This is a genomic window from Natrinema sp. CRL1, assembly GCF_059162405.1.
Genome location: NZ_JBLVOY010000011.1, coordinates 23,209 through 41,263 on the forward strand (window position 1 = coordinate 23,209; position 18,055 = coordinate 41,263).

At 59.5% G+C, this 18,055-nt stretch carries 18 protein-coding genes; 10 read left to right on the plus strand and 8 right to left on the minus strand.

Features of this window, described 5'->3' with window-relative positions:
- Window positions 1–121: 121 nt before the first annotated feature.
- Window positions 122–589, minus strand: coding sequence for a phosphosulfolactate synthase (locus ACJYUO_RS21220; RefSeq protein ID WP_494347311.1), 468 nt, complete (start codon window positions 587–589; stop codon window positions 122–124).
- 32 nt (window positions 590–621) lie between these two features.
- On the opposite strand from ACJYUO_RS21220, the gene ACJYUO_RS21225 reads away from it, so the two are divergent.
- A complete protein-coding gene (locus ACJYUO_RS21225; protein ID WP_494347312.1) occupies window positions 622–786 on the plus strand; it encodes a hypothetical protein in 165 nt (54 codons plus the stop codon).
- A 280-nt stretch (window positions 787–1,066) separates the two neighbouring features.
- Here the strand turns inward: ACJYUO_RS21225 and ACJYUO_RS21230 are convergent, their stop codons facing one another.
- Window positions 1,067–2,410: a class-II fumarase/aspartase family protein gene (locus tag ACJYUO_RS21230; RefSeq protein ID WP_494347313.1), complete on the minus strand. Its 1,344-nt coding sequence runs from the start codon at window positions 2,408–2,410 to the stop codon at window positions 1,067–1,069.
- Window positions 2,411–2,588: 178 nt separating this feature from the next.
- Here ACJYUO_RS21230 and ACJYUO_RS21235 point away from each other — a divergent pair, with 178 nt between their 5' ends.
- The 4 genes from ACJYUO_RS21235 (at window position 2,589) to ACJYUO_RS21250 (ending at window position 6,406) form a co-directional block, all read left to right on the plus strand.
- Window positions 2,589–3,236 carry a UGSC family (seleno)protein gene (locus tag ACJYUO_RS21235; RefSeq protein WP_494347314.1) on the plus strand — a complete coding sequence of 216 codons (648 nt, stop codon included), beginning with the start codon at window positions 2,589–2,591 and terminating at the stop codon, window positions 3,234–3,236.
- On the plus strand, window positions 3,233–4,285 hold the full coding sequence (locus ACJYUO_RS21240; protein ID WP_494347315.1) for a hypothetical protein: 1,053 nt from the start codon (window positions 3,233–3,235) through the stop codon (window positions 4,283–4,285). The genes ACJYUO_RS21235 and ACJYUO_RS21240 overlap by 4 nt, the downstream gene beginning before the upstream one ends.
- 3 nt (window positions 4,286–4,288) lie before the next feature.
- Window positions 4,289–5,122, plus strand: coding sequence for a DUF6282 family protein (locus tag ACJYUO_RS21245; protein ID WP_494347316.1), 834 nt, complete (start codon window positions 4,289–4,291; stop codon window positions 5,120–5,122).
- Window positions 5,123–5,299: 177 nt separating this feature from the next.
- Window positions 5,300–6,406: a zinc-dependent alcohol dehydrogenase gene (locus tag ACJYUO_RS21250; protein ID WP_494347317.1), complete on the plus strand. Its 1,107-nt coding sequence runs from the start codon at window positions 5,300–5,302 to the stop codon at window positions 6,404–6,406.
- Here the strand turns inward: ACJYUO_RS21250 and ACJYUO_RS21255 are convergent.
- From ACJYUO_RS21255 to ACJYUO_RS21275, 5 genes are all read right to left on the minus strand, one after another.
- Window positions 6,403–7,668: an MFS transporter gene (locus tag ACJYUO_RS21255; protein WP_494347318.1), complete on the minus strand. Its 1,266-nt coding sequence runs from the start codon at window positions 7,666–7,668 to the stop codon at window positions 6,403–6,405. The two genes, ACJYUO_RS21250 and ACJYUO_RS21255, sit on opposite strands and share 4 nt — an antisense overlap.
- A 65-nt stretch (window positions 7,669–7,733) precedes the next feature.
- Window positions 7,734–8,522: an enoyl-CoA hydratase/isomerase family protein gene (locus ACJYUO_RS21260; RefSeq protein ID WP_494347319.1), complete on the minus strand. Its 789-nt coding sequence runs from the start codon at window positions 8,520–8,522 to the stop codon at window positions 7,734–7,736.
- A gap of 160 nt (window positions 8,523–8,682) precedes the next feature.
- On the minus strand, window positions 8,683–9,867 hold the full coding sequence (locus ACJYUO_RS21265) for a CaiB/BaiF CoA transferase family protein (RefSeq protein ID WP_494347320.1): 1,185 nt from the start codon (window positions 9,865–9,867) through the stop codon (window positions 8,683–8,685).
- Window positions 9,868–9,924: 57 nt separating this feature from the next.
- A complete protein-coding gene (locus ACJYUO_RS21270; protein ID WP_494347321.1) occupies window positions 9,925–11,052 on the minus strand; it encodes an acyl-CoA dehydrogenase family protein in 1,128 nt (375 codons plus the stop codon).
- A 550-nt stretch (window positions 11,053–11,602) separates the two neighbouring features.
- Window positions 11,603–12,367: an IclR family transcriptional regulator gene (locus ACJYUO_RS21275; RefSeq protein ID WP_494347322.1), complete on the minus strand. Its 765-nt coding sequence runs from the start codon at window positions 12,365–12,367 to the stop codon at window positions 11,603–11,605.
- A 231-nt stretch (window positions 12,368–12,598) separates the two neighbouring features.
- On the opposite strand from ACJYUO_RS21275, the gene ACJYUO_RS21280 reads away from it, so the two are divergent.
- The 3 genes from ACJYUO_RS21280 to ACJYUO_RS21290 all read left to right on the plus strand — a co-directional run bounded on the left by ACJYUO_RS21280 (window position 12,599) and on the right by ACJYUO_RS21290 (window position 15,585).
- On the plus strand, window positions 12,599–13,558 hold the full coding sequence (locus tag ACJYUO_RS21280; protein ID WP_494347323.1) for a hydroxyacid dehydrogenase: 960 nt from the start codon (window positions 12,599–12,601) through the stop codon (window positions 13,556–13,558).
- A gap of 112 nt (window positions 13,559–13,670) precedes the next feature.
- A complete protein-coding gene (locus ACJYUO_RS21285; protein WP_226778447.1) occupies window positions 13,671–14,444 on the plus strand; it encodes an HpcH/HpaI aldolase family protein in 774 nt (257 codons plus the stop codon).
- A 184-nt stretch (window positions 14,445–14,628) separates the two neighbouring features.
- Window positions 14,629–15,585 carry a succinylglutamate desuccinylase/aspartoacylase family protein gene (locus ACJYUO_RS21290; protein ID WP_494347324.1) on the plus strand — a complete coding sequence of 319 codons (957 nt, stop codon included), beginning with the start codon at window positions 14,629–14,631 and terminating at the stop codon, window positions 15,583–15,585.
- Between the two features lie 33 nt (window positions 15,586–15,618).
- Here ACJYUO_RS21290 and citZ read toward each other — a convergent pair whose 3' ends face one another.
- Window positions 15,619–16,749, minus strand: a complete 1,131-nt coding sequence (citZ, locus tag ACJYUO_RS21295; protein ID WP_494347325.1) for a citrate synthase — start codon at window positions 16,747–16,749, stop codon at window positions 15,619–15,621.
- 350 nt (window positions 16,750–17,099) lie between these two features.
- Between citZ and ACJYUO_RS21300 the strand changes: the two genes are divergently transcribed.
- Window positions 17,100–17,570, plus strand: coding sequence for a DUF7260 family protein (locus ACJYUO_RS21300; RefSeq protein WP_494347332.1), 471 nt, complete (start codon window positions 17,100–17,102; stop codon window positions 17,568–17,570).
- A 67-nt stretch (window positions 17,571–17,637) separates the two neighbouring features.
- The gene (locus ACJYUO_RS21305) at window positions 17,638–17,901 is read left to right on the plus strand and encodes a DUF7260 family protein (protein WP_494347326.1); all 264 of its coding nucleotides are present in this window, start codon (window positions 17,638–17,640) and stop codon (window positions 17,899–17,901) included.
- The last annotated feature ends 154 nt before the right edge of the window (window positions 17,902–18,055 follow it).

The following is an 18,055-nucleotide window of genomic DNA, read 5'->3' on the forward strand; positions in this document are numbered from 1 at the left end:
ACAAGGGCAACGGGATGTAATATAAGTTTGTTTCTCGAGGGTCCGGAGACAGACGGGCGAACCGATCGCGTCGCTGGAGAACAGCGTTCCGACACCGGCCGGTTTCCGAACACGGATGGAGTCAGTCCCGTTCCAGGCCGACATGGTAGTGTGGAACCTCCATTCGCCACCACTCGTCGGTCGGTTTCCCCTCCCGGAGCCAGCGGATGTAGGCGTGGTTCATGTCGAACGTCGTTCCGCGTCGAATGCTTTGGAGTCGAGGGACACGCCGCGGCGGGATGTTCCCGACGTTGACTGACGGACCGAATTGGTAGACCAGCCAGGACCAGAACTTCGCGTACTCGAGTGAATTCATCGTCGGACTCCAGATCTCGAAGACGATGTTCTCCGGGCCGACGGCCTCTGAGACCTCTAGCAATGCCTTCTGTCCCTCCCGATACGCGAGGTCGCGGCCGATGAGGTTCCGAACGACCATCCCCTCCCAGTAGATCATCTCGCATCCGGCGTCGAGGAACCGTTCGAACTGCTCGATCGTCACCTCGATCTTGGCGCGGTCGAGCGAATACCGAGTCTCATCCTCGTGAACCACTTGGCACCGACCTCACCGGTGACGTCAAATCCGTGTTTTCGGAGCGTCTCGACCTCCGATCGCATCCCGTCCACGGACGGGCGATCGACGTGCGTTTCGTACTCCACGACATCGATACTGGCCTCCTCAAGGCGGTCGAGAAATTCGTCGTCTTCCCCTGCATGCGTGCGACCTCGCCGGGAGCGCTGCCGATCTGAACCCGGATGTCGTCTCTGATCACGTCGTCCGGGGCCCAACTGGCGGCATCGAGCAGTTTCACGACATCGATATATTCACCGTACCGTTCGAGGACCACCTCCGGAACGTTCACCTGTAGCGTCACGAAGCACAGGCCCTCATATCGAGGTTTTTAGACACGTGACGGCTCTCGAGACCACCTAGGAATCTATCGCTCATGCCCGGGCTAACAATGAACATGTATGAATGCGTTCTCCTCGATGTTCAGTTCGCGCCGAGCGAGGAGTTCAAATCAGACGCTCAGACCCGCGGATGCTCCTCGACGACGCGCTCGGCAAGCTGCGCCGCAAGCCCGGTGTACCGCGTCGGGTCGGTTAACGACGCGACCTCCTCGGGCGTGAGGGCGTCCGTGACCCGATCGTCTTCGAGCAGCCGATCGACGAACTCGTCGTCCGAGTCGGCCGCCATCGCGTTCTCGTAGACGATCTCGTGGGCCGTCCCCCGCCCGACGTAGTCTGCAAGGGCCATCATCACGTTCTCCGAGGTCACGAAGGCGCCGTGGATCGAGAGGTTCTCGCACATCCGGTCCGCGTCGACCGTCAGCCCTTCGACGAGCTGGCGCGCGCTCTCCGCGCAGCGATCGGCGTAGCCGAAGGCCGTCGGAACGACCGCAAACTCGCCGTACCAGGTCGACGCCGAGCGCTCGTCGAGGGTGGCCATCAGTTCGAGCATCGATCGGGCCTCGCTCCGGAGGAGCTGCGCGGCCATCGCGGTCTTCTCTGCACGCTTCGGGTTACGCTTGTGGGGCATCGTGCTGCTGCCGACTTCACCCTCGGGAACCGGGTTCCGGAGTTCGCGTATCTCCGGCCGATTCAAGACGAGGACCTGCCTCGCGATTCGCGAGAGTGTGCTCGCGACCGACGCAAGCGCGGTGACCACTCGCGCGATCCGATCCCTCGCGGCGTGCCAGCCGACCGTCGGAACCTCGAGTCCGAGTTCGTCCGCAAACGCGTCGGCGATCTCGAGGCCATCCGAACCGAACGTCGCGTACGTCCCGACCGCGCCGCCGAACTGACAGACGGTGATCGATTCCTGGATCGACTCGAGGTAATCGACCTGCCGGCGGAGTTCGTCCAGCCAGCTCGCCGCCTTCAGGCCGAACGTCGTCGGTACCGCGTGGACGTAGTGCGTCCGTCCAATCATCGGGGTGTCGGCGTGGGTATCGACGTGGTCGGCGAGGTGGAACTCGATCGCCCGGAGCCGCTCGAGCAATTCGTCGAGTCCGTCTCGCACCTGCAGGACGGTCGTCGTGTCCATGACGTCCTGGCTGGTTGCGCCCCAGTGAACGTACTCGCCCTCATCGCCGATCATTGCCTGCCAGCCGCTGATAATCGACATCGCGAGGTGGCCTCGCTCGTCGAGGTAGTGTTTGACGACATCCATGTCGACGTGTTCAACCGACGCACGGTCGGTGAGCGTTTCCGCGACCTCCTCGGGGATCATGCCGACCGACGCTTCCGCCCGTGCGAGCGCCGCCTCGACCCGGACGAATCGGTCAATGTAGCTTTCGGTGCCGAAGATCTCCCGCATAGCCGGTGTACTGAACGTATCCGCGAACAGCGGACCCTGTACCTGTGACGCCATAGCTAATAGCTCGTTTCGATCGACATAATCGTTCACCTCGAAACGAGCTACCGTTCTCATGATCGAGGCGGCAGCAGCGAAGTGTCGAGATCTCGATCGGGATTCGCGGCCACCAACGGCAGCCGTAGCGGCCGGCTCGGGGCAACTTATTTACTCCATGGTTGTGGAATAGCTGTATATGTGCGCCAATAGCACACGTACAGACGACGGAGTGAGTATTGAAATCCTCGACCCCCGAGGGGAAGTGAACTATGACGCGACGCCGATCGCGGAACGGCTCGACTCGCTCGAGGGGGCGACCGTCGGACTGCTCGACAACTCGAAGAGCAACGCAGATATCTTCCTCGAAGCCGTCGGCGAGCGGCTCAAATCCGAGTACGGCGTCGATGAGGTCGTCTACCGACGGAAGGACAAGAGTCCGATCCCCGCCGACGCGATCGCCGACCAACTGGTTTCGCAGTGCGACGCCGTGGTCAATGCCTACGGCGACTGCGGCTCGTGCACGTCGTGGTGCGTCTACGACAGCATCGACCTCGAAAAGAAGGGAACACCGGTCGCAACGATCAACAGCGACGAATTCATCAAGCTCGGCCAGTCGGAGGCCCAGTCGCTCAGCATGCCGGGCCTGCCGCTAGTCATGGTCTCGCACCCGATGGGCGACCTCGAGGAGCCGAAGGTCCTCGATCGGGCCGAGAATGCGCTCGAGGAGATCGTCGCCGTTCTCACCACCGACCGCGACGAGCTCGAGGACGAGTACGCGGAGCGCTATTTGGCTGCCGACGAGGAACTGAGCGACGAGAGCCTCTACTGCCCGATCGACCTATGACGTTCGACTCAGAGACGATTTCGATCGACGACGACTTCGAGGACGTAAACGACTACCTCTACCGACGGGAGATGACCGACGGGCTCCCGGTCGTCCCGCCGACGGCCGAGCGTGTCGAACGGATGCTTGAAGGGACCTCGCGGGAGCCGGACGAGGAGTTGGGAACGATCCCGCCGAAGTACGGGGTCGCAACGGTCGAGAAGATCGCCATCAACGCCGTAATGGCCGGCTGCGAACCGGCGTACATGCCTGTTCTGATCGCGGCGGTCGAGGCGATGACCGAGGAGGAATTCAACCTCTACGGTGTCAATGCGACGACGCACCCGGTCGCGCCGATGCTCGTCGTCAACGGACCAATCGTCGAAGAGATCAACCTCAACTACGGCTACAACGTCTTCGGACAGGGCTACCGGGCGAACGCGACCATCGGACGTACCGTCCGTCTGCTCCTCGTCAACCTCGGCGGTGGGACGCCAGGGGATATGGACCGCGCCACGCACGGCCATCCCGGAAAGTACAGCTTCTGTATCGCCGAGAACGAAAAGAAGAATCCGTGGAATCCGCTCCACGTCCAGCGCGGGTTTGACGAGGACGAGAGCGCCGTGACGGTCATGGGCGTCGAAGCGCCCCACGAGATCAATGACCACGTCAACGAAAAGCCGGCAGAGCTACTGACGATCGCGGCGGACGTGTTCGCGACCGTCGGAAACAACAACTCCCACCACACGCACGGCGAGATTTGCATCGTGTTGGGTCCCGAGCACGCCGATACCATTGCCCGCAACGACTGGAGCCGTGAGGACGTTCAGTGGTTCCTCTACGACAACGCCCGAAACGAGCTCGAGACGCTCCGGACGGCCGGCATCACCGACAACTACACATGGCACCACCGGTTCGAGGTGGAGAACGACGACGCGAGGATCCCGCTCGTCGAGACGCCGGAAGACGTCACCGTCGTTGTCGCCGGCGGCGCGGGAAAGCACTCGATGGCGTTGCACTCGTTCGGCGAGACGCGGTCGATTACCGTCGGCATCGACGAGGAGGTCTGACCGATGCTGCCGGATGATGCGATCGATTTCCACGTTCACGCAGCCCCGTCACTCTGGGAGCGAAAGCACGGGACGGTCGAGCTCGCGCGGCGGGTCGCTGAGTCCCACCTCGGCGGGTTCGTACTGAAGAGCCACTTCTGGAACACCGCGCCGATGGCGCGGATGGCCGCTGAACAAGTTCCCGACGTCGACATCTACTCATCGATCGCGTTGAACACGTTTGTCGGCGGCTTCAATCCCAGTGCAGTCAAATTGGCGATCGAGATGGGCGTCTCCGTCGTCTGGCTGCCGACCTTCAGCGCGGCCAACTACACCCCGGGACGACACTTCCCCTTCGAAGGGCAGGACCTTACCGCGCTCACCGACGATGGTGCACTCCGCGCCGACGCTCGCGCTGTGCTCGAGACGGTCGCCGACGCCGATCGTGACGTCGTGCTCGGGAACGGCCACCTCGGCCCTGACGAGACATACGTCATCCTCGACGAACTCGAGGCGATGGGCGCCGAAGTGCCCTATCTCATCACACACCCCGAATCGGCCTTTATGGACCTCTCCCGCGAGGATCAAGTTGCCTTCGCCGAGCGCGGCGCGTACCTCGAGAAGTGTTACCTTCCGGCGACGAAAGGCGATGTCGACGTCGAGACGATGGCCACGACCGTCGACGCAGTCGGCGCTGACCGCTGCGTCCTCTCGACGGACTACGGTCAGCCGTCGAACCCTTCGCCACCGGAGGGACTGCTGGAGTTTGCCGACCGGCTCGTCAATGCCGGGCTGAGCGAAGACGAGATCGAGACGATGGCACTCGAGACGCCACGTGTCCTGCTGGAGCCGCGCTGAACGTCGGTGCGCTCAGGCTGAAACTTATTATTCTTTCTCTGACACACTGAAGTGGTATGTCAACTCAAATCAGGGATGGAGACACGGACATCGAGATCGTCGATTTATACTTTGTCACGGGCCCCCACGAGAAGATGCAACAAGGGTTTAGTAGCTCGTGTGAGATGTACGGTTGTCATGCGAGCAGTAGTCTGTACTGACTTCGAATCGTCAGAAGTGAAGGAAGTTGAAACGCCCGCGCCTGGTCCGGGCGAGGTTCTCATCGAGGTGTCGCGTGTCCAGCTCAGCGTCACAGAGTGCATGCTGTACCGCGGCACCGAGATCGCTCATCATGACGAGGTCGCTCGTCGCATTCGCGAGAGCAACGACGGTGCACAGTTGTTCGGCCACGAGTTCTGCGGCCGAATCATGGCAGTCGGCGAGGGCGTCGACGCCTACGCGGAGAGCGATCGGGTCTACGCGCCCGGCAAACCTTACTGCGGTGAGTGTACCTACTGCCGGTCGAACCACCAGCACCTCTGCGACGACATCATCAGTCTCGGGTTCGACCGCCCCGGAGCGCTCGCGGAGTACGTGCGGATGCCCGTCGAGCCGCTCTGTACGCTCCCCGATTCCGTTTCGGACGCGGAGGGCGCCGCGTTGCAGCCGATGGCCAGCTCGGTGCTCTGTACGCTCGACGCAGACGTGGAGCCGGGCGATACCGTCGTTGTCATCGGCGCCGGAGTCATGGGGTATCAGTGCGCGCTTCTGGCCAACCGGTTCGGTGCTGAAACGGTGTATGCCGTCGACGTCCGCGACCGACCACTGGAGCTCGCCGAGCAAAACGGCGCTGAGGCGATCGATGCGACGGAGACTGACGTCGTCGAGGCCGTCGACAAGGCCACCGACGGGATCGGTGCCGATATCGTCTTCGAGGCAGTCGGCGGTGACCAGAGCCACGCCACCGAGGGCGGTGATCCGATCGCACAGGCGTTCGAGGTGGTACGACGCGGCGGCACGGTGGTACAGGTGAGTCACATCGAGGGCGAGGTCGACCTGTCGCCGCGGTACCTGCGATCGAAGTCGATTCGCTGGGTCAATCCGCGGAAGGGCCTCGTTTCGATCCAACCCGGCACAGACACGGGGCAACTAGCCGCCGACCTCGTTGCAGACGGCGAGGTCCCGATCGAGGACTACGTCACCCACGAACTCGACGGCCTCGAGGAGTTCGAGACCGCGGTCGACATCACCCTCAACAAGGACGAGTACGACGCGCTCGGGCCGGCTCAGCTCGTCCTCAATTAGTCGAGCTTCGGGAGGAACAGACTGAGCACAGCTGCGACACCGGTCGCCCCCGCGAGTAACAGAAACGCTCGGTCGAAGTAGCCGATATCGGCGACGAACCCGACGACGGTCGCGCTCGTCGCCCCGAACAGCAGGTGGCCGGTACGCAGGAGTCCGAGCCCGGATCCTTTTATCTCGGTCGGGAGCGCGTTCGCGATGAACGTCTGAGTCGTCGGCGTGAATCCGAGGAGACTGCTCAACAGCACCGTGAGCACGACAAGCGGAATGAACCCCTCGACAAACGAAAGCGCACAGAGTCCGATCGTTATCAGCGTGAGGATGCCCATCAGCGTCCGACGCGGTCCGAGCGTGTCGTGGCTGAGGCCCGACAGCGGACGGACGATTAGTCCCAAGAAGAAGAAGAAGCCGAACAACGTCGAGGCGGCTCCGGCGGAGAACCCCTTCGTCTCGATGAGGTAGGTGACGAAGAACGACGTGAACCCTTGCCACGCGAAGAAACCAAGGAACTGGATGGCAGTGGCGATCAGGACCGGCCCGAGGAGGATGCTCGAGAGGACGTACCGGAGCGACGGGTTGGATCCATCGGCGGTGGCTGCGTCTCCACCGTCGCTGGCGCTGGTACCGTCTCCGTCGGATGCACGAAGCGATCCTGATGGAATCGCGTACCAGAGGAACAACCCCATACAGAGAAACAGCGGCGCGGTGAATCCCATCCCGGCCCGCCAAGAGAACCACGATGCGATCCCAACGGCCAGCGGCGGCAGCAGCGTGTTACCGACGTCTCCGGCCGCCATCGTGAGCGAGACGGCCGTACCGTCTCGCTTCGAGTAGACGTCCGTGAGGACCGTAAACCGGGTCGTGCCGTACAGCGCGGTCGCGAAGCCGAACAGCGCCGTCGCGGCGAAGAGGATCCGATAGTCCCACGCGAGCGCAACGAGGAAAATCGTTACAGTCGAGACGAGCGTACTCGCGGTCAGGACGATTCGGGCGCCGAGCCGATCTCCCAGAACGCCGCCTGGGAACTGGCCGAGCGCATAGGCGTACCAGAGGACGGAAATCAGGAGACCCGCCGTCGTCAGCGTGAGGTCGAACGCCTCTCGGAACAGCGGTAGCATCGCTGGAAAGATAATTCGAACCCCCATCGAGAGGAGCCATCCCCCGGCGACGCCGAGCAGGATCCACCCTCGTCCCCCCTGACGCAGTTCACGGAAAATCGCCTGTACGGTACCTAGACGGCCGCGAACCCAGGATCGACCATACATGCTCAGAAGCGGGTCTCCCGTCTCACGGACTCGATCGATGAATGCGGTATCACGGAACTCTCCATTCAGTAGTCGCGATCGAACGCCGGTTCCCGGCCCTCGATGACGGCGTCGACGGCCTCCGTATGCTCCGAATCGTTCACGCACTTCCACTGAGCCTCGAGCGCGGCCTGGGTGTAGTCCTCGAAGCTCTGGTTCGTGTCGATGAGTTGTTTGGTGTTCTGCATGGCGAGCGCCGGTTTGTCGCGGAGTTCGTTCGCGAGGTCCCTAGCGCGCTCGACGACGTCGCCGTCGGTGGCGCTCTCGACGCTCAGACCGAGATCCTCGGCCTCGTCGGCATCGATGTCGCGACCGGTCAGAATGAGCTCTTTGGCCTTGCTCTCACCAACGAGTCGCGGTAACAGCCACGCGCCGCCATCGCCGGGGACCAGACCGATGTTTACGAACTGCTGGCGGAGGAAGGCGTCGTCGTCCATAACACGTATATCGCACGCGAGCGCGAAGTCACAACCGGCGCCGACCGCCGGCCCGTTGACCGCTGCGATCGTTGGCTTCTGTCCAAAGTAGAGGAGGCGATCGACGTTCTGTACCAGCCAGAGGTGCGATCCATACAGGTGTTTCTTCTCTCGATCCTCACGGCCGTCCATCGAGGTCACGTCGGCACCACTGCAGAACCCTCGGCCGTGCCCCGAGAGCAGGACGACGTACACGTCGTCGTCCGTCATTGCGTCCTGTAACGCCTCGTTGAGTTCCAGCAGTGTCTCCTCGTCGAAAGCGTTCATGATGTCAGGGCGGTCGATGAAGACCTCCGCACGGCCGTCTACGATATCGTAGTCGATCTTATTGTACGGCATTACCACACATGGTGATGGGAGTCCTTATAAAAATTGCCGTTCCGTTCGTCGGGACGGACGCGACTGCCTACGGTCGGCCGCCCGTTACAACCACGTCGCGATCGTCAGTCAGTGGTGGCCACACCCCCGTTGACATCCGATTCGCGACGGTTGCGGTCGGTCAGTCGTCGGCCTGCAGACGTGCGATCTCCTCCGCGGAGTAACCGGCGAGCTCCGCGAGCACCTCTTCCGTGTGCTCGCCGAGTTCGGGTGCGGGTTCGACCTCCGGACTCTCGCTCCCGGAGAACTTGATCGGCATCCCGGGGACGGGGATCTCGTCGCGACCTTCGCTTTGGTTCGGCACGTAGTTGAGCATCTCGCGGTGCTCGAGGTGGGGATCGTCGACGATTTCCTCGACCGTCTGGACCGGTGCACAGGGGATGTCCCGCTCAAGGAGCGTCTCGACGACCGCGTCTTTCTCTTTCCCCTCCATCCAGTCCTCAATCGCACCGTCGATCAGATCCATGTGCTGGGCGCGTTTGTACTTCGAGTCGAACCGATCATCCCCAACCATGTCCTCGCGGCCGATAAGCCGCGCGAGGCCCACCCACTGATGTTCGCTGATGCATATGACAGCAACGTACCCGTCCTCGACCTCGTAGACGTTGTACGGAGAGATTGCGAGGCCAGAGTGTTTATTCCCCGTTCGCGGCGGCGCGTCGTTCTGGGAGACCCACGACGAAACCGGCGAGGCGAGCGTCGGATAGAGGCAGTCGAACATCCCCACTTCGACGTACTGGCCTTCACCGGTAAACACCCGTTCGAAGAGAGCGGCCACGACGCCGACGGCGAGGTGAATCCCGCCGAAGAAGTCGGCGATCGCCGGCCCAGCCTTGACCGGTTTCTGATCAGGGAAGCCGGTCGTGTGGATCGCGCCGCTCATCGCCTGAATAGTCAGGTCCATCGCGGGGTAGTCAGCGTACGGGCCGTCGTCGCCGTATCCAGATCCATGAGCGTAGACGAGTTCAGGGTTCACCTCGCTCAGATCATCGTAGCCCAGCTCGAGAGAGTCCATCGTCCCGGTCGAGTAGTTTTCGATGACGACATCGGCCTTCTCGGCCAGCCGATGGAGAGCCTCCTTTCCCTCTTCGGACTTGAAGTCGAGCGTTATATCGCGCTTGTTCGGATTGAGGTACTGGTACTGGGGGGGTTTGCCGTCTTCGGTACGCGTTCGGATGTTCTCGCCCCATGGCGGCTCGACCTTGATAACGTCAGCACCGAGGTAGGAGAGGATTGTTCCGCAATACGGGCCCTGGTAAATCTGACCGAGATCTAGTACTCTGACTCCACTAAGCGGTTGGCGCATACCTGGTATAGGCCGGTCCGGGGTCAAAAAAGTATCTACCCGATGCCCGGACGGGACTCAGTCAAGTCCGTACTTCTTCAGTTCGCTGGCGATCGCGTTCCGCTGTACCTCAACTGTCCCACCGGCGATCTTCCACCCACGCACCCACCGGTAGAGGTACTCGATCGGCGAATCTTTCATGTAGCCGTTCGCACCGTGGATCTGCATTGCCTCGTCGACCACTTCCTGGCCGACCTCGTTGGCCTTCACTTTCGCCATCGAGGTCTCCAGTCGCGAGGGATCGCTCTCGCGGGCATTGGCGGCCGCACGGTAGATCAGTAGCCGGGCGGCGTCGAGTTCCATCGCCATATCGGCTAACTTCCACTCGATCCCCTGGAAGTCAGCGACCGGCTGATCGAACTGTTCTCGGTTCTTCGCGTAGTCGAGGGCCTTGTCGAACGCATTGAGACCGCAGGCGACGCACATCATGGCGTTGTGGCACCGCTCGACGTTGAACTCGATCAGCAACCGCTTGAATGCGTCCTTCTCGTGGACTAACACCTGGTCTTCGTGGACGGTGCAGTCATCGAAGTACAGCTGGTGTTGGACGTGGCCGGCCATGTTGACCGAGCCGTCGTCAAGCGTGAGGCCATCAGTGTCCTTGTCGACGACGATTGCACCGATGTTGTCGTCCGGGAACCGCGCGTAAACGAGGAACGCGTCGCACTGGGCCGCCTTGGTTACCCACATCTTGCTGCCGTTTAGGATAAGTTCGTCACCGTCGCGCTCGACACTCGTCTGCATGTTGCTAGCGTCGGATCCCGCCTCAGCTTCCGAAATCGCGACGGAGATGATTGAGTTCCCGTCACAGACAGCCGAGAGGTACTTCTCCTTGAGATACTCGCTTCCCAGTTCCGCGATCGCCCGCGGCGGTCCCATTGATGATCGCGAGAGGATGTGTGCGGTGTCGGGGCAGACGCGTCCGACTGCCTCCTGTGCGGTGAGAACTTCGACGACTGAGTAGCCGCCGCCGCCGTACTCCATCGGCAAACCGATTCCGAGAAGGTCCTGCTCCGCCAGAATCTTCTGATTCTCGTACGGGAACTCGTCCTCCCAAGTGAACGCCTTCTCCGCGAATCGGTCTGTCGCGATGTCGTTTGCTGTCTGGTATATCAATTCCTGTTCATCGGATCGCTGAAAGTCCATGTTCAGAAGATCGGATGGATTCTATTTGAGTGTTTGGATACCGCGACCTCCGGCGACGATTAACTCAAGATTCACCAGTCTGGATCCTTACTACGGGCGGAAGTATTTTTCCAGGGATGGCGTTCAAGGTATCGGTGGATCAGGGTCCATATGGTCCGAATGTGTGCAAATTCCGAATATTAGCCGATAATATGACTTCTAGTTATCGTACTATGCGAACAATCCACATCACTAAGTTTTTGCTCTGCCGAAACACGGAACCGAATCGTACCACTGCTAATATCTGTCTCGTGTAAGATTGAATCTGCAGACGTGGGTCATCCCATTACACCCATATGAGTGTATAACTAGGCTAGAAGGTTCGGCAGAGTTCTTTACAGTCACATGGTTGTAATCTACAATGGGATGTTGATTACAACCGTTTATACCGGTGCGTTCGTATACCGAATGTACTGGTTCAATATTTGCTATTTATTTTTACAACCGTATGTCTGTTGTTTTTGGGCAGAGCATCGAGCACGATCCTTTACAACAGTATGAATGTATATAATTAGTTCGAATAGACGATGTCCAGTTCCAGTTCATTCACCCTCGCGAGGAGGAGATCAGGGAACTCCTCCCGGATGAGGTCACCCTTGAACCGCTGGGCCGGGCCGGAGATCGTTAACGCACCGAGGAGAGAGCCATTGGGTTCCTGTACCGACGCTGCAACCGCGCTGATTCCCTTGTTGTGTTCCTCAAAGTTGAACGCAACACCCCGTTCACGGGTTGCCTCCAACTCCGCAAACAGTTCCTCCTCATCGGTAATACTCTGGTCCGTCAATGCCTTTAGTCCGCACTGGTCGACGATCTCCTGAATCTGCCAGTCCGGCAATTCGGCGAGCATCGCCTTGCCGGCTGCAGTCACGTGAAGCGGAAACTGACTGCCGTACCGGGAGAACGTCTCAACGGCGAGGTCCCCAGTTTTAGTGTAAAGGTACCGCCCGTGACCGTGTTCCAGGACGGTAAAGTGCGTCCGGCCACCCGACTCCTCGGCGAGGGCCTTCACGTGCTGTTCGGCCTTCTGATACCCGACCTTCCGCTGGCGAGCGTATTCCCCGACGTGGAGGAACTCAAGACTAGGATAGTAGACGCTTCCTTCGTCGACCACGAACCCGTTGTTCAGGAGCGTCCGCAGATGGTTATGTGCCGTACTCGGCGCAATGTCTAGTTCCTCCGCGAGTTCGGTTACTCGAGCGCCGTCACGTTCCACGAGTTGTTGGATTATTCCGAGGCTGATTTCCACCGCCCTGATGTTCGAGTGATCGGATTCCATACCTGTTACCTACAGCTCTTACTATTTAAAGTTCGCCTCTGGAGAAACTACCCATACAAATCGTGTGCTTGTGAGGGATTTCGTCGTCCATATTGGAACGGAAGTGAGCGCCGCCCACCGATTACCGGTTGGTAGCGCAATCAGAGAAGAGACATCATAGTATCGGTGACCGACTATCAGATCCGACAGATCGTATGCAGTTATATATAACTGCCCACGAGTAGTATGGGTATGATTGAGAGCGAGAAGTGGCAATTATTGATCCCAGAGCAGATCGCGAGCGAAGGACCGGAGTCGATCAGCGACATCGTGCTGTCAGTTGAAACGTACGACGACGAGACCATCGGCGACCAGCTCCCGGATGCCGACGCGATAATCCTCCGAGGGGTGGAACTCGACGCCGACCTGATCGCCGACGCCGAGCGGCTGAAGGTCATCTCGAAGCACGGCGTCGGGCTGGACAGCATTGATATCGATGCCGCGAGCGACCGCGGGATTGTGGTCTGCAATACTCCGCAAGCGAATTCGCGGACAGTTGCGGAGCACGCGATTATGCTGATATTGACGACACGGCGGAACCTCCTGCAAGCCGACCGCGCGGTCCGGGGTGGCAACTGGGACGTTCGGTCGGACTGGGATCGGTTCCGTCGGCATACAATCACCGGTGACACGCTCGGTCTCTTTGGGTTCGGCAGTATCGCGCGCGAAGCGGCGGACCTGGCGGTCGGAATGGGAATGCGATGCATCGTGTACGATCCGTACGTCAGCGAAGACAAGCTACCGGCGGACATCGAGAGGGCGAGCGAGAAACGTGCGCTGTTCGAGGCGGCCGACACGGTGAGTGTCCACGCCCCGCTCACCGATGAGACGCGGCGTGCCATCGGACGGGACGAGTTGCGGGAGATCGATTACATCGTCAACACAGCTCGAGGAGAGATTATCGATGAGTCGGCATTAGAGCGGGCGTTAGCGGAAGGCGAGTTGATCGCCGCCGGGCTGGACGTGCTCCACGACGAACCGCCGGCGCCAGACGACCCGCTCCTCCAGCGGGATGACGTCATTCTGTCCCCTCACATGGGGACGCTATCGGTCGAGGCGACGCGACGAATGAGCGTGGGCGCTGCGGAGAACGTCCGGACGGTCTACGACGGTGGAGTCCCAGAGTCAACGGTGAACAAGGACGCGTTGTAACCATAGCGTCGAATCACGTTTTCCGCGGTATCGCCAACTGTCACCATCCATCGTGTCATGTACTAGTGTAAAATGATAAGAATCAAGAGGAGCGGTATTGTCTGTCACAGCTATGGTCCGTCAGAACACGGTTCGAGAAGTAATTACAGACGACGGTGTCGTCCTCGGCGCTCGTGCCTCCTCGTTTTCGCCGGCACTCGTCGAGATTTACGGTGATATCGGACTCGACTTCGTGTGGCTGGACTTCGAGCACTCCGGGTTCAGTCCGTGGGACGCCGATAAGATCACTCACCTGCAGCGAGCGGCGGAGCTGAGCGGGATCCAGCTGCTCGTCCGTCTCCCGGACGAGGATCCGGCACTGATCCGAAAGGTCCTCGATACGGGCGTTCGAAACCTACTCATCCCGCGAATCGAAACCGCTGCGGAGGTCCGCCGCGCCGCCGAAGCGACGCGGTTTGTCTACGAGGGGCGTCCTGGCAATCGGGGAATGGCCGGCCAACGGGCGAGCGGGTACGGAACGACGGAGGGGTACGCGCAACGCGAGGATGACACCGTCAACCTAGGCGCAATGATCGAAACCGAGGAAGCTGTCGACAATATTTCTGATATCCTTGATGTCGCGGAGCTCGGGTTCGCGTTTGTTGGCTCGAACGACCTCGCGACACAACTCGGGCACCCAAACGAATCTGATCACTTGGAGGTGACTGCGGCCATTGAAACAGTCGAAGCGGCGAGTCGAAGCGCGGGCGTCCCGCTTGGCGCCGTTGCCCACGCCGTCGACAATGTAAACCGGAAAATCAGCAACGGCTATCAGATTCTCCGTATCGGTGGTGAATTCGAATCGGCAAGAAGGACGCTCATGGATCGAATGGCCCAAATTGAATGAGTCATGACGGTCATTCCAAGGATCCTCGGACCGGATCGTACATCAGTCCGATCCGCGAACGGAGAACCCACTTGAACCACCTCGAAAACCCCGACCGTTCCGGCGATTTATCTGTCTGTCCGGTCCGCTCCAATAGCATGCAATTATCGAACAACAAAGCGGTCCCTCAGTACCTCGATTGTTCATGATAACGATTGGAACGGCGAGTGCCGCCCCTGGTGAAGTCAGTACAGGACGGCTTGAGATAGGTGAGACTCGAGATGGACGGCCATTCGGCCTTCCCATTGCCGTTATCAACGGTGAAGCCCCGGGCGATACGTTGTACATACAGGCGGCGAGCGACGGGGACGAATTGAACGGCGTCGGCGTCGTTCAGCGGGTGGTTCCCCGGCTCGATCCCGCGAAGATCTCAGGAGCGGTCCTCATCATCGGAATCGTCAATTACCACGGCTTTCAGGTGGCAGAACACCGAAATCCGATCGATGATACGAAGACGAACAGGACGTATCCGGGGGACCGTGACGGAACGTCGAGCGAGCGTATCGCGGCCGAAACGTTTGATGTCGCGACGCAAGCCGACCTCGCGCTGGATCTTCACCAGGCATCGACGAGCCGAATGATCGATGAAATCCGAGTGCGGTGTGGCCGAAGACATCGGCTTTACGACTCCTGTCTCGAACTCGCGAAGGTTTTCGGCTGTGGCTATGTTCTCGATCAGAAGGGGCCGGATGGGCAGCTCGCTCGGACCACACCCAACGAAGGTATACCAACCGTCGATCCGGAACTCGGTGGCTGCGTCGGCTGGGATGAAAGTAGTATCCGCAAAGGCGTTACGGGGGTCTTCAACGTCCTACGGTACTACAACTTTCTGCAGGGGGACGTCGACATTAAAGACCAGACGAAGGCAACGGGATTCGATCACTACGGTACGCCTGCAGGTGGACTGATATCGTTCAAAAAGGAACTCGGCTCCGAGGTTACGCGCGGCGAGACGATATTCGAAGTGACGACGCCGTTCGGCGAGCCGAAAGCCGAAGTGACCGCCAACAACGACGGGATCTTCTGGCGGAGTCGACGCCTTCCGCAGGTTGCTACCGGCGAGTACGTTTGTTCCGTCGGTACTGGCATCACCACATACTAGCCGCGTGGAAACGTCGCAGCCGTTCGAAGGCGCCTATCGCTTTTCGAGCGGAACGAACTTGCGGTCTTCTGGGCCGACATAGCGCGCTCGAGGTCGAATGAGCCGATTATCGTCATACTGCTCAAGCACGTGAGCGATCCAGCCGCCGACACGAGAGATGGCGAAGATCGGCGTATACATGTCGATCGGGATTCCCATCTGATAGTACGTGGACGCAGAGTAGAAATCCACGTTGGGAGCTAACCCCTTCTCTTCGGCCAAATATTGCTCGATGGCGGTACTCATCTCGTACCACTTTGTATCTCCGGCAGCCTTCCCGAGAGATTCAGATCGTTCGCTAAGGATTTTCGCGCGCGGATCCGTAACGGAGTAGACGCGGTGGCCGAAGCCGGGAATACGACGACCCTCGTCAATCGCAGTTTCGATCCATTCGAGCGGATCTGATCCGGAACGGTCGACATCTTCGAGCATCTCCATAACGTCCTGATTGGCACCCCCGTGTAGGCTTCCGCTCAAGGTACCGATGGCGCTCGTGAGAGCTGCGCGGAGGTCGGCGAGCGTGCTCGCAGTAACCATTGCAGAGAACGTCGACGCGTTCAGACCGTGGTCGGCGTGGAGGACCAGTGCCTGATCGAACGTCTCGCTCACCACCTCATTGGGGACCTCGTTGTTGAGCATGTACAGGAAATTCTCCGCGTGTCCGAGGTCCTCTCGCGGCGGGACTAACTGGTCGCCGCGGCGAGCCCGTTCAAAGGCCGCGACGATTGTCGGCATTTTCGCCGTGATCCGTCGCCCTTTCCGTAGGTTTGCCTCGCGATCAGTCATACCAGCCTCGGAGTCCGATTCCGAAAGTGCGGAGACGACCGTGCGCAAGGCGGCCATCGGTTCTTTGTCTGCGGCCGCGAGCGCTCGCGTTATCTCGAGGATAGTATCGTTGACCTCGCGATCGGCTGCCATCGCCTCGGTAAATTCGGCCAGCTCCGTTTGATCGGGGAGGGTGCCGTACCAGAGCAGGTAAAGCACTTCCTCGTAGCTAGCGCCACGAGCGAGATCCTCGATGGCGTACCCTCGATAGCTCAACCGACCGGCGTCACCATCAATCGTGCTAAGTTGCGACTCCGAAACTACGACTCCCTCAAGACCACGTTTCACTCCATCTGCCATAGTGAGGTATTTCCATACACTTCGAAAAAGGTTACTATCAGAGGTTTATATTCATTACCTGATTTAGTAGAATGAATTCGGTTTCCATAGTCAAAATGTCAATCACGGTTATTGTTCTTCACATATTCCTATGTGGTGATGACTAACACAGTCTCTAACGGGACGGTACGGAAAACTGAACCTAGGAACTGTATTCGATATCTCGTCGTCGTACTGTTCCTTATCACCGTCTCTCCGAAACTACTATCGAGATTGATTGTGCAGACAGCGGGCGGACTCGGCGGAGATCAGTTTATTACTCTACTATCTATGCAGGGAATCCGGCGGCACTGATAGGCGCTGCGGGATACATTCGGAAAGCTCAATCACTCGTAGAAACCGAGCGCGAACGCATGCGTACGGAACGAGACGCGTTTTACGATTTCGCCGAGGAAGTGCGAGCGCTGAGCGTATCAGATGGTTTCTCGCAATCAAACCAAACGCTGCTGATGAAGGGAGGAACTGTCGGAACCAGAGTAAAACCCGTCCGAAATCGCTATCGAGAAACGGTGATGGCGGTCCCCCATTACGACGAGGACTACGGCGAACCTCTTCGCGAAAATATGGCTGCAGAGTTTAACCGAGACATCGCTACAGTTGTAGTAGACGATCAACCGTTTTCTACGCAGTTGAAGCGATTACTGGTCCAGCAGGCACGCACCGCTGCTCGGCGACGCGAGGAGTTGCTTCGAAGTCTCTCGGGGGAGCAAGAATTGTTAGCTGATGCGTCCGAGCGACTGCAGGATATCGAGGATTCATTCGACCAAAATTCTACACTATAGTAGCCACTGAAAGTCATTGCACACCTGATCGCACGACTGCGTCGCGATCAGTGTGTAAATCGTTTCAGTGGCTACTATAGAGTGGCAGTCTTTTTCGCAGTTAGTCTCGTCTGATAAGACTCTACAAAGGAATATCGACGCCTGCGAACAACTCGTAGCGGATCGACAGCGGAGCCTTCACAGCAACCGAGTCGGATCCGACCAATTGTTGCAGCGGTATCTTTACGATCATCTCGGGTTCAGTTTCCCTGTGTTGAACGCGGCTCTCGACTTAATTCGACGATTGGAGAAGAGGCGACGAGCGGTAACTCAAGCGCTCGTACGTTGGTAGCGGCGAGCAGTTCGCATCGATTATCATCTTTCCAGGTGCAAATTGAGTCTCTTCCAACGAGTAGCGCGATTTGAATGACGGAACAACTGCTGCAACCGCATATCCGATCTGACGGTCTGGCAGGCACGGTCTAGCTCTGCACTTCCGCAACTGG

Excerpts from the sequence above, each read along its gene's own strand:
- citZ (WP_494347325.1), bottom strand. The coding sequence starts at position 16,749 with ATGGCAGATGGAGTGAAACGTGGTCTTGAGGGAGTCGTAGTTTCGGAG.
- ACJYUO_RS21285 (WP_226778447.1), top strand. The coding sequence starts at position 13,671 with ATGGTCCGTCAGAACACGGTTCGAGAAGTAATTACAGACGACGGTGTC.
- ACJYUO_RS21235 (WP_494347314.1), top strand. The coding sequence starts at position 2,589 with ATGTGCGCCAATAGCACACGTACAGACGACGGAGTGAGTATTGAAATC.
- ACJYUO_RS21270 (WP_494347321.1), bottom strand. The coding sequence starts at position 11,052 with ATGGACTTTCAGCGATCCGATGAACAGGAATTGATATACCAGACAGCA.
- ACJYUO_RS21240 (WP_494347315.1), top strand. The coding sequence starts at position 3,233 with ATGACGTTCGACTCAGAGACGATTTCGATCGACGACGACTTCGAGGAC.
- ACJYUO_RS21280 (WP_494347323.1), top strand. The coding sequence starts at position 12,599 with ATGATTGAGAGCGAGAAGTGGCAATTATTGATCCCAGAGCAGATCGCG.
- ACJYUO_RS21260 (WP_494347319.1), bottom strand. The coding sequence starts at position 8,522 with ATGCCGTACAATAAGATCGACTACGATATCGTAGACGGCCGTGCGGAG.
- ACJYUO_RS21230 (WP_494347313.1), bottom strand. The coding sequence starts at position 2,410 with ATGGCGTCACAGGTACAGGGTCCGCTGTTCGCGGATACGTTCAGTACA.
- ACJYUO_RS21245 (WP_494347316.1), top strand. The coding sequence starts at position 4,289 with ATGCTGCCGGATGATGCGATCGATTTCCACGTTCACGCAGCCCCGTCA.
- ACJYUO_RS21290 (WP_494347324.1), top strand. The coding sequence starts at position 14,629 with ATGATAACGATTGGAACGGCGAGTGCCGCCCCTGGTGAAGTCAGTACA.
- ACJYUO_RS21265 (WP_494347320.1), bottom strand. The coding sequence starts at position 9,867 with ATGCGCCAACCGCTTAGTGGAGTCAGAGTACTAGATCTCGGTCAGATT.
- ACJYUO_RS21275 (WP_494347322.1), bottom strand. The coding sequence starts at position 12,367 with ATGGAATCCGATCACTCGAACATCAGGGCGGTGGAAATCAGCCTCGGA.
- ACJYUO_RS21255 (WP_494347318.1), bottom strand. The coding sequence starts at position 7,668 with ATGTATGGTCGATCCTGGGTTCGCGGCCGTCTAGGTACCGTACAGGCG.
- ACJYUO_RS21250 (WP_494347317.1), top strand. The coding sequence starts at position 5,300 with ATGCGAGCAGTAGTCTGTACTGACTTCGAATCGTCAGAAGTGAAGGAA.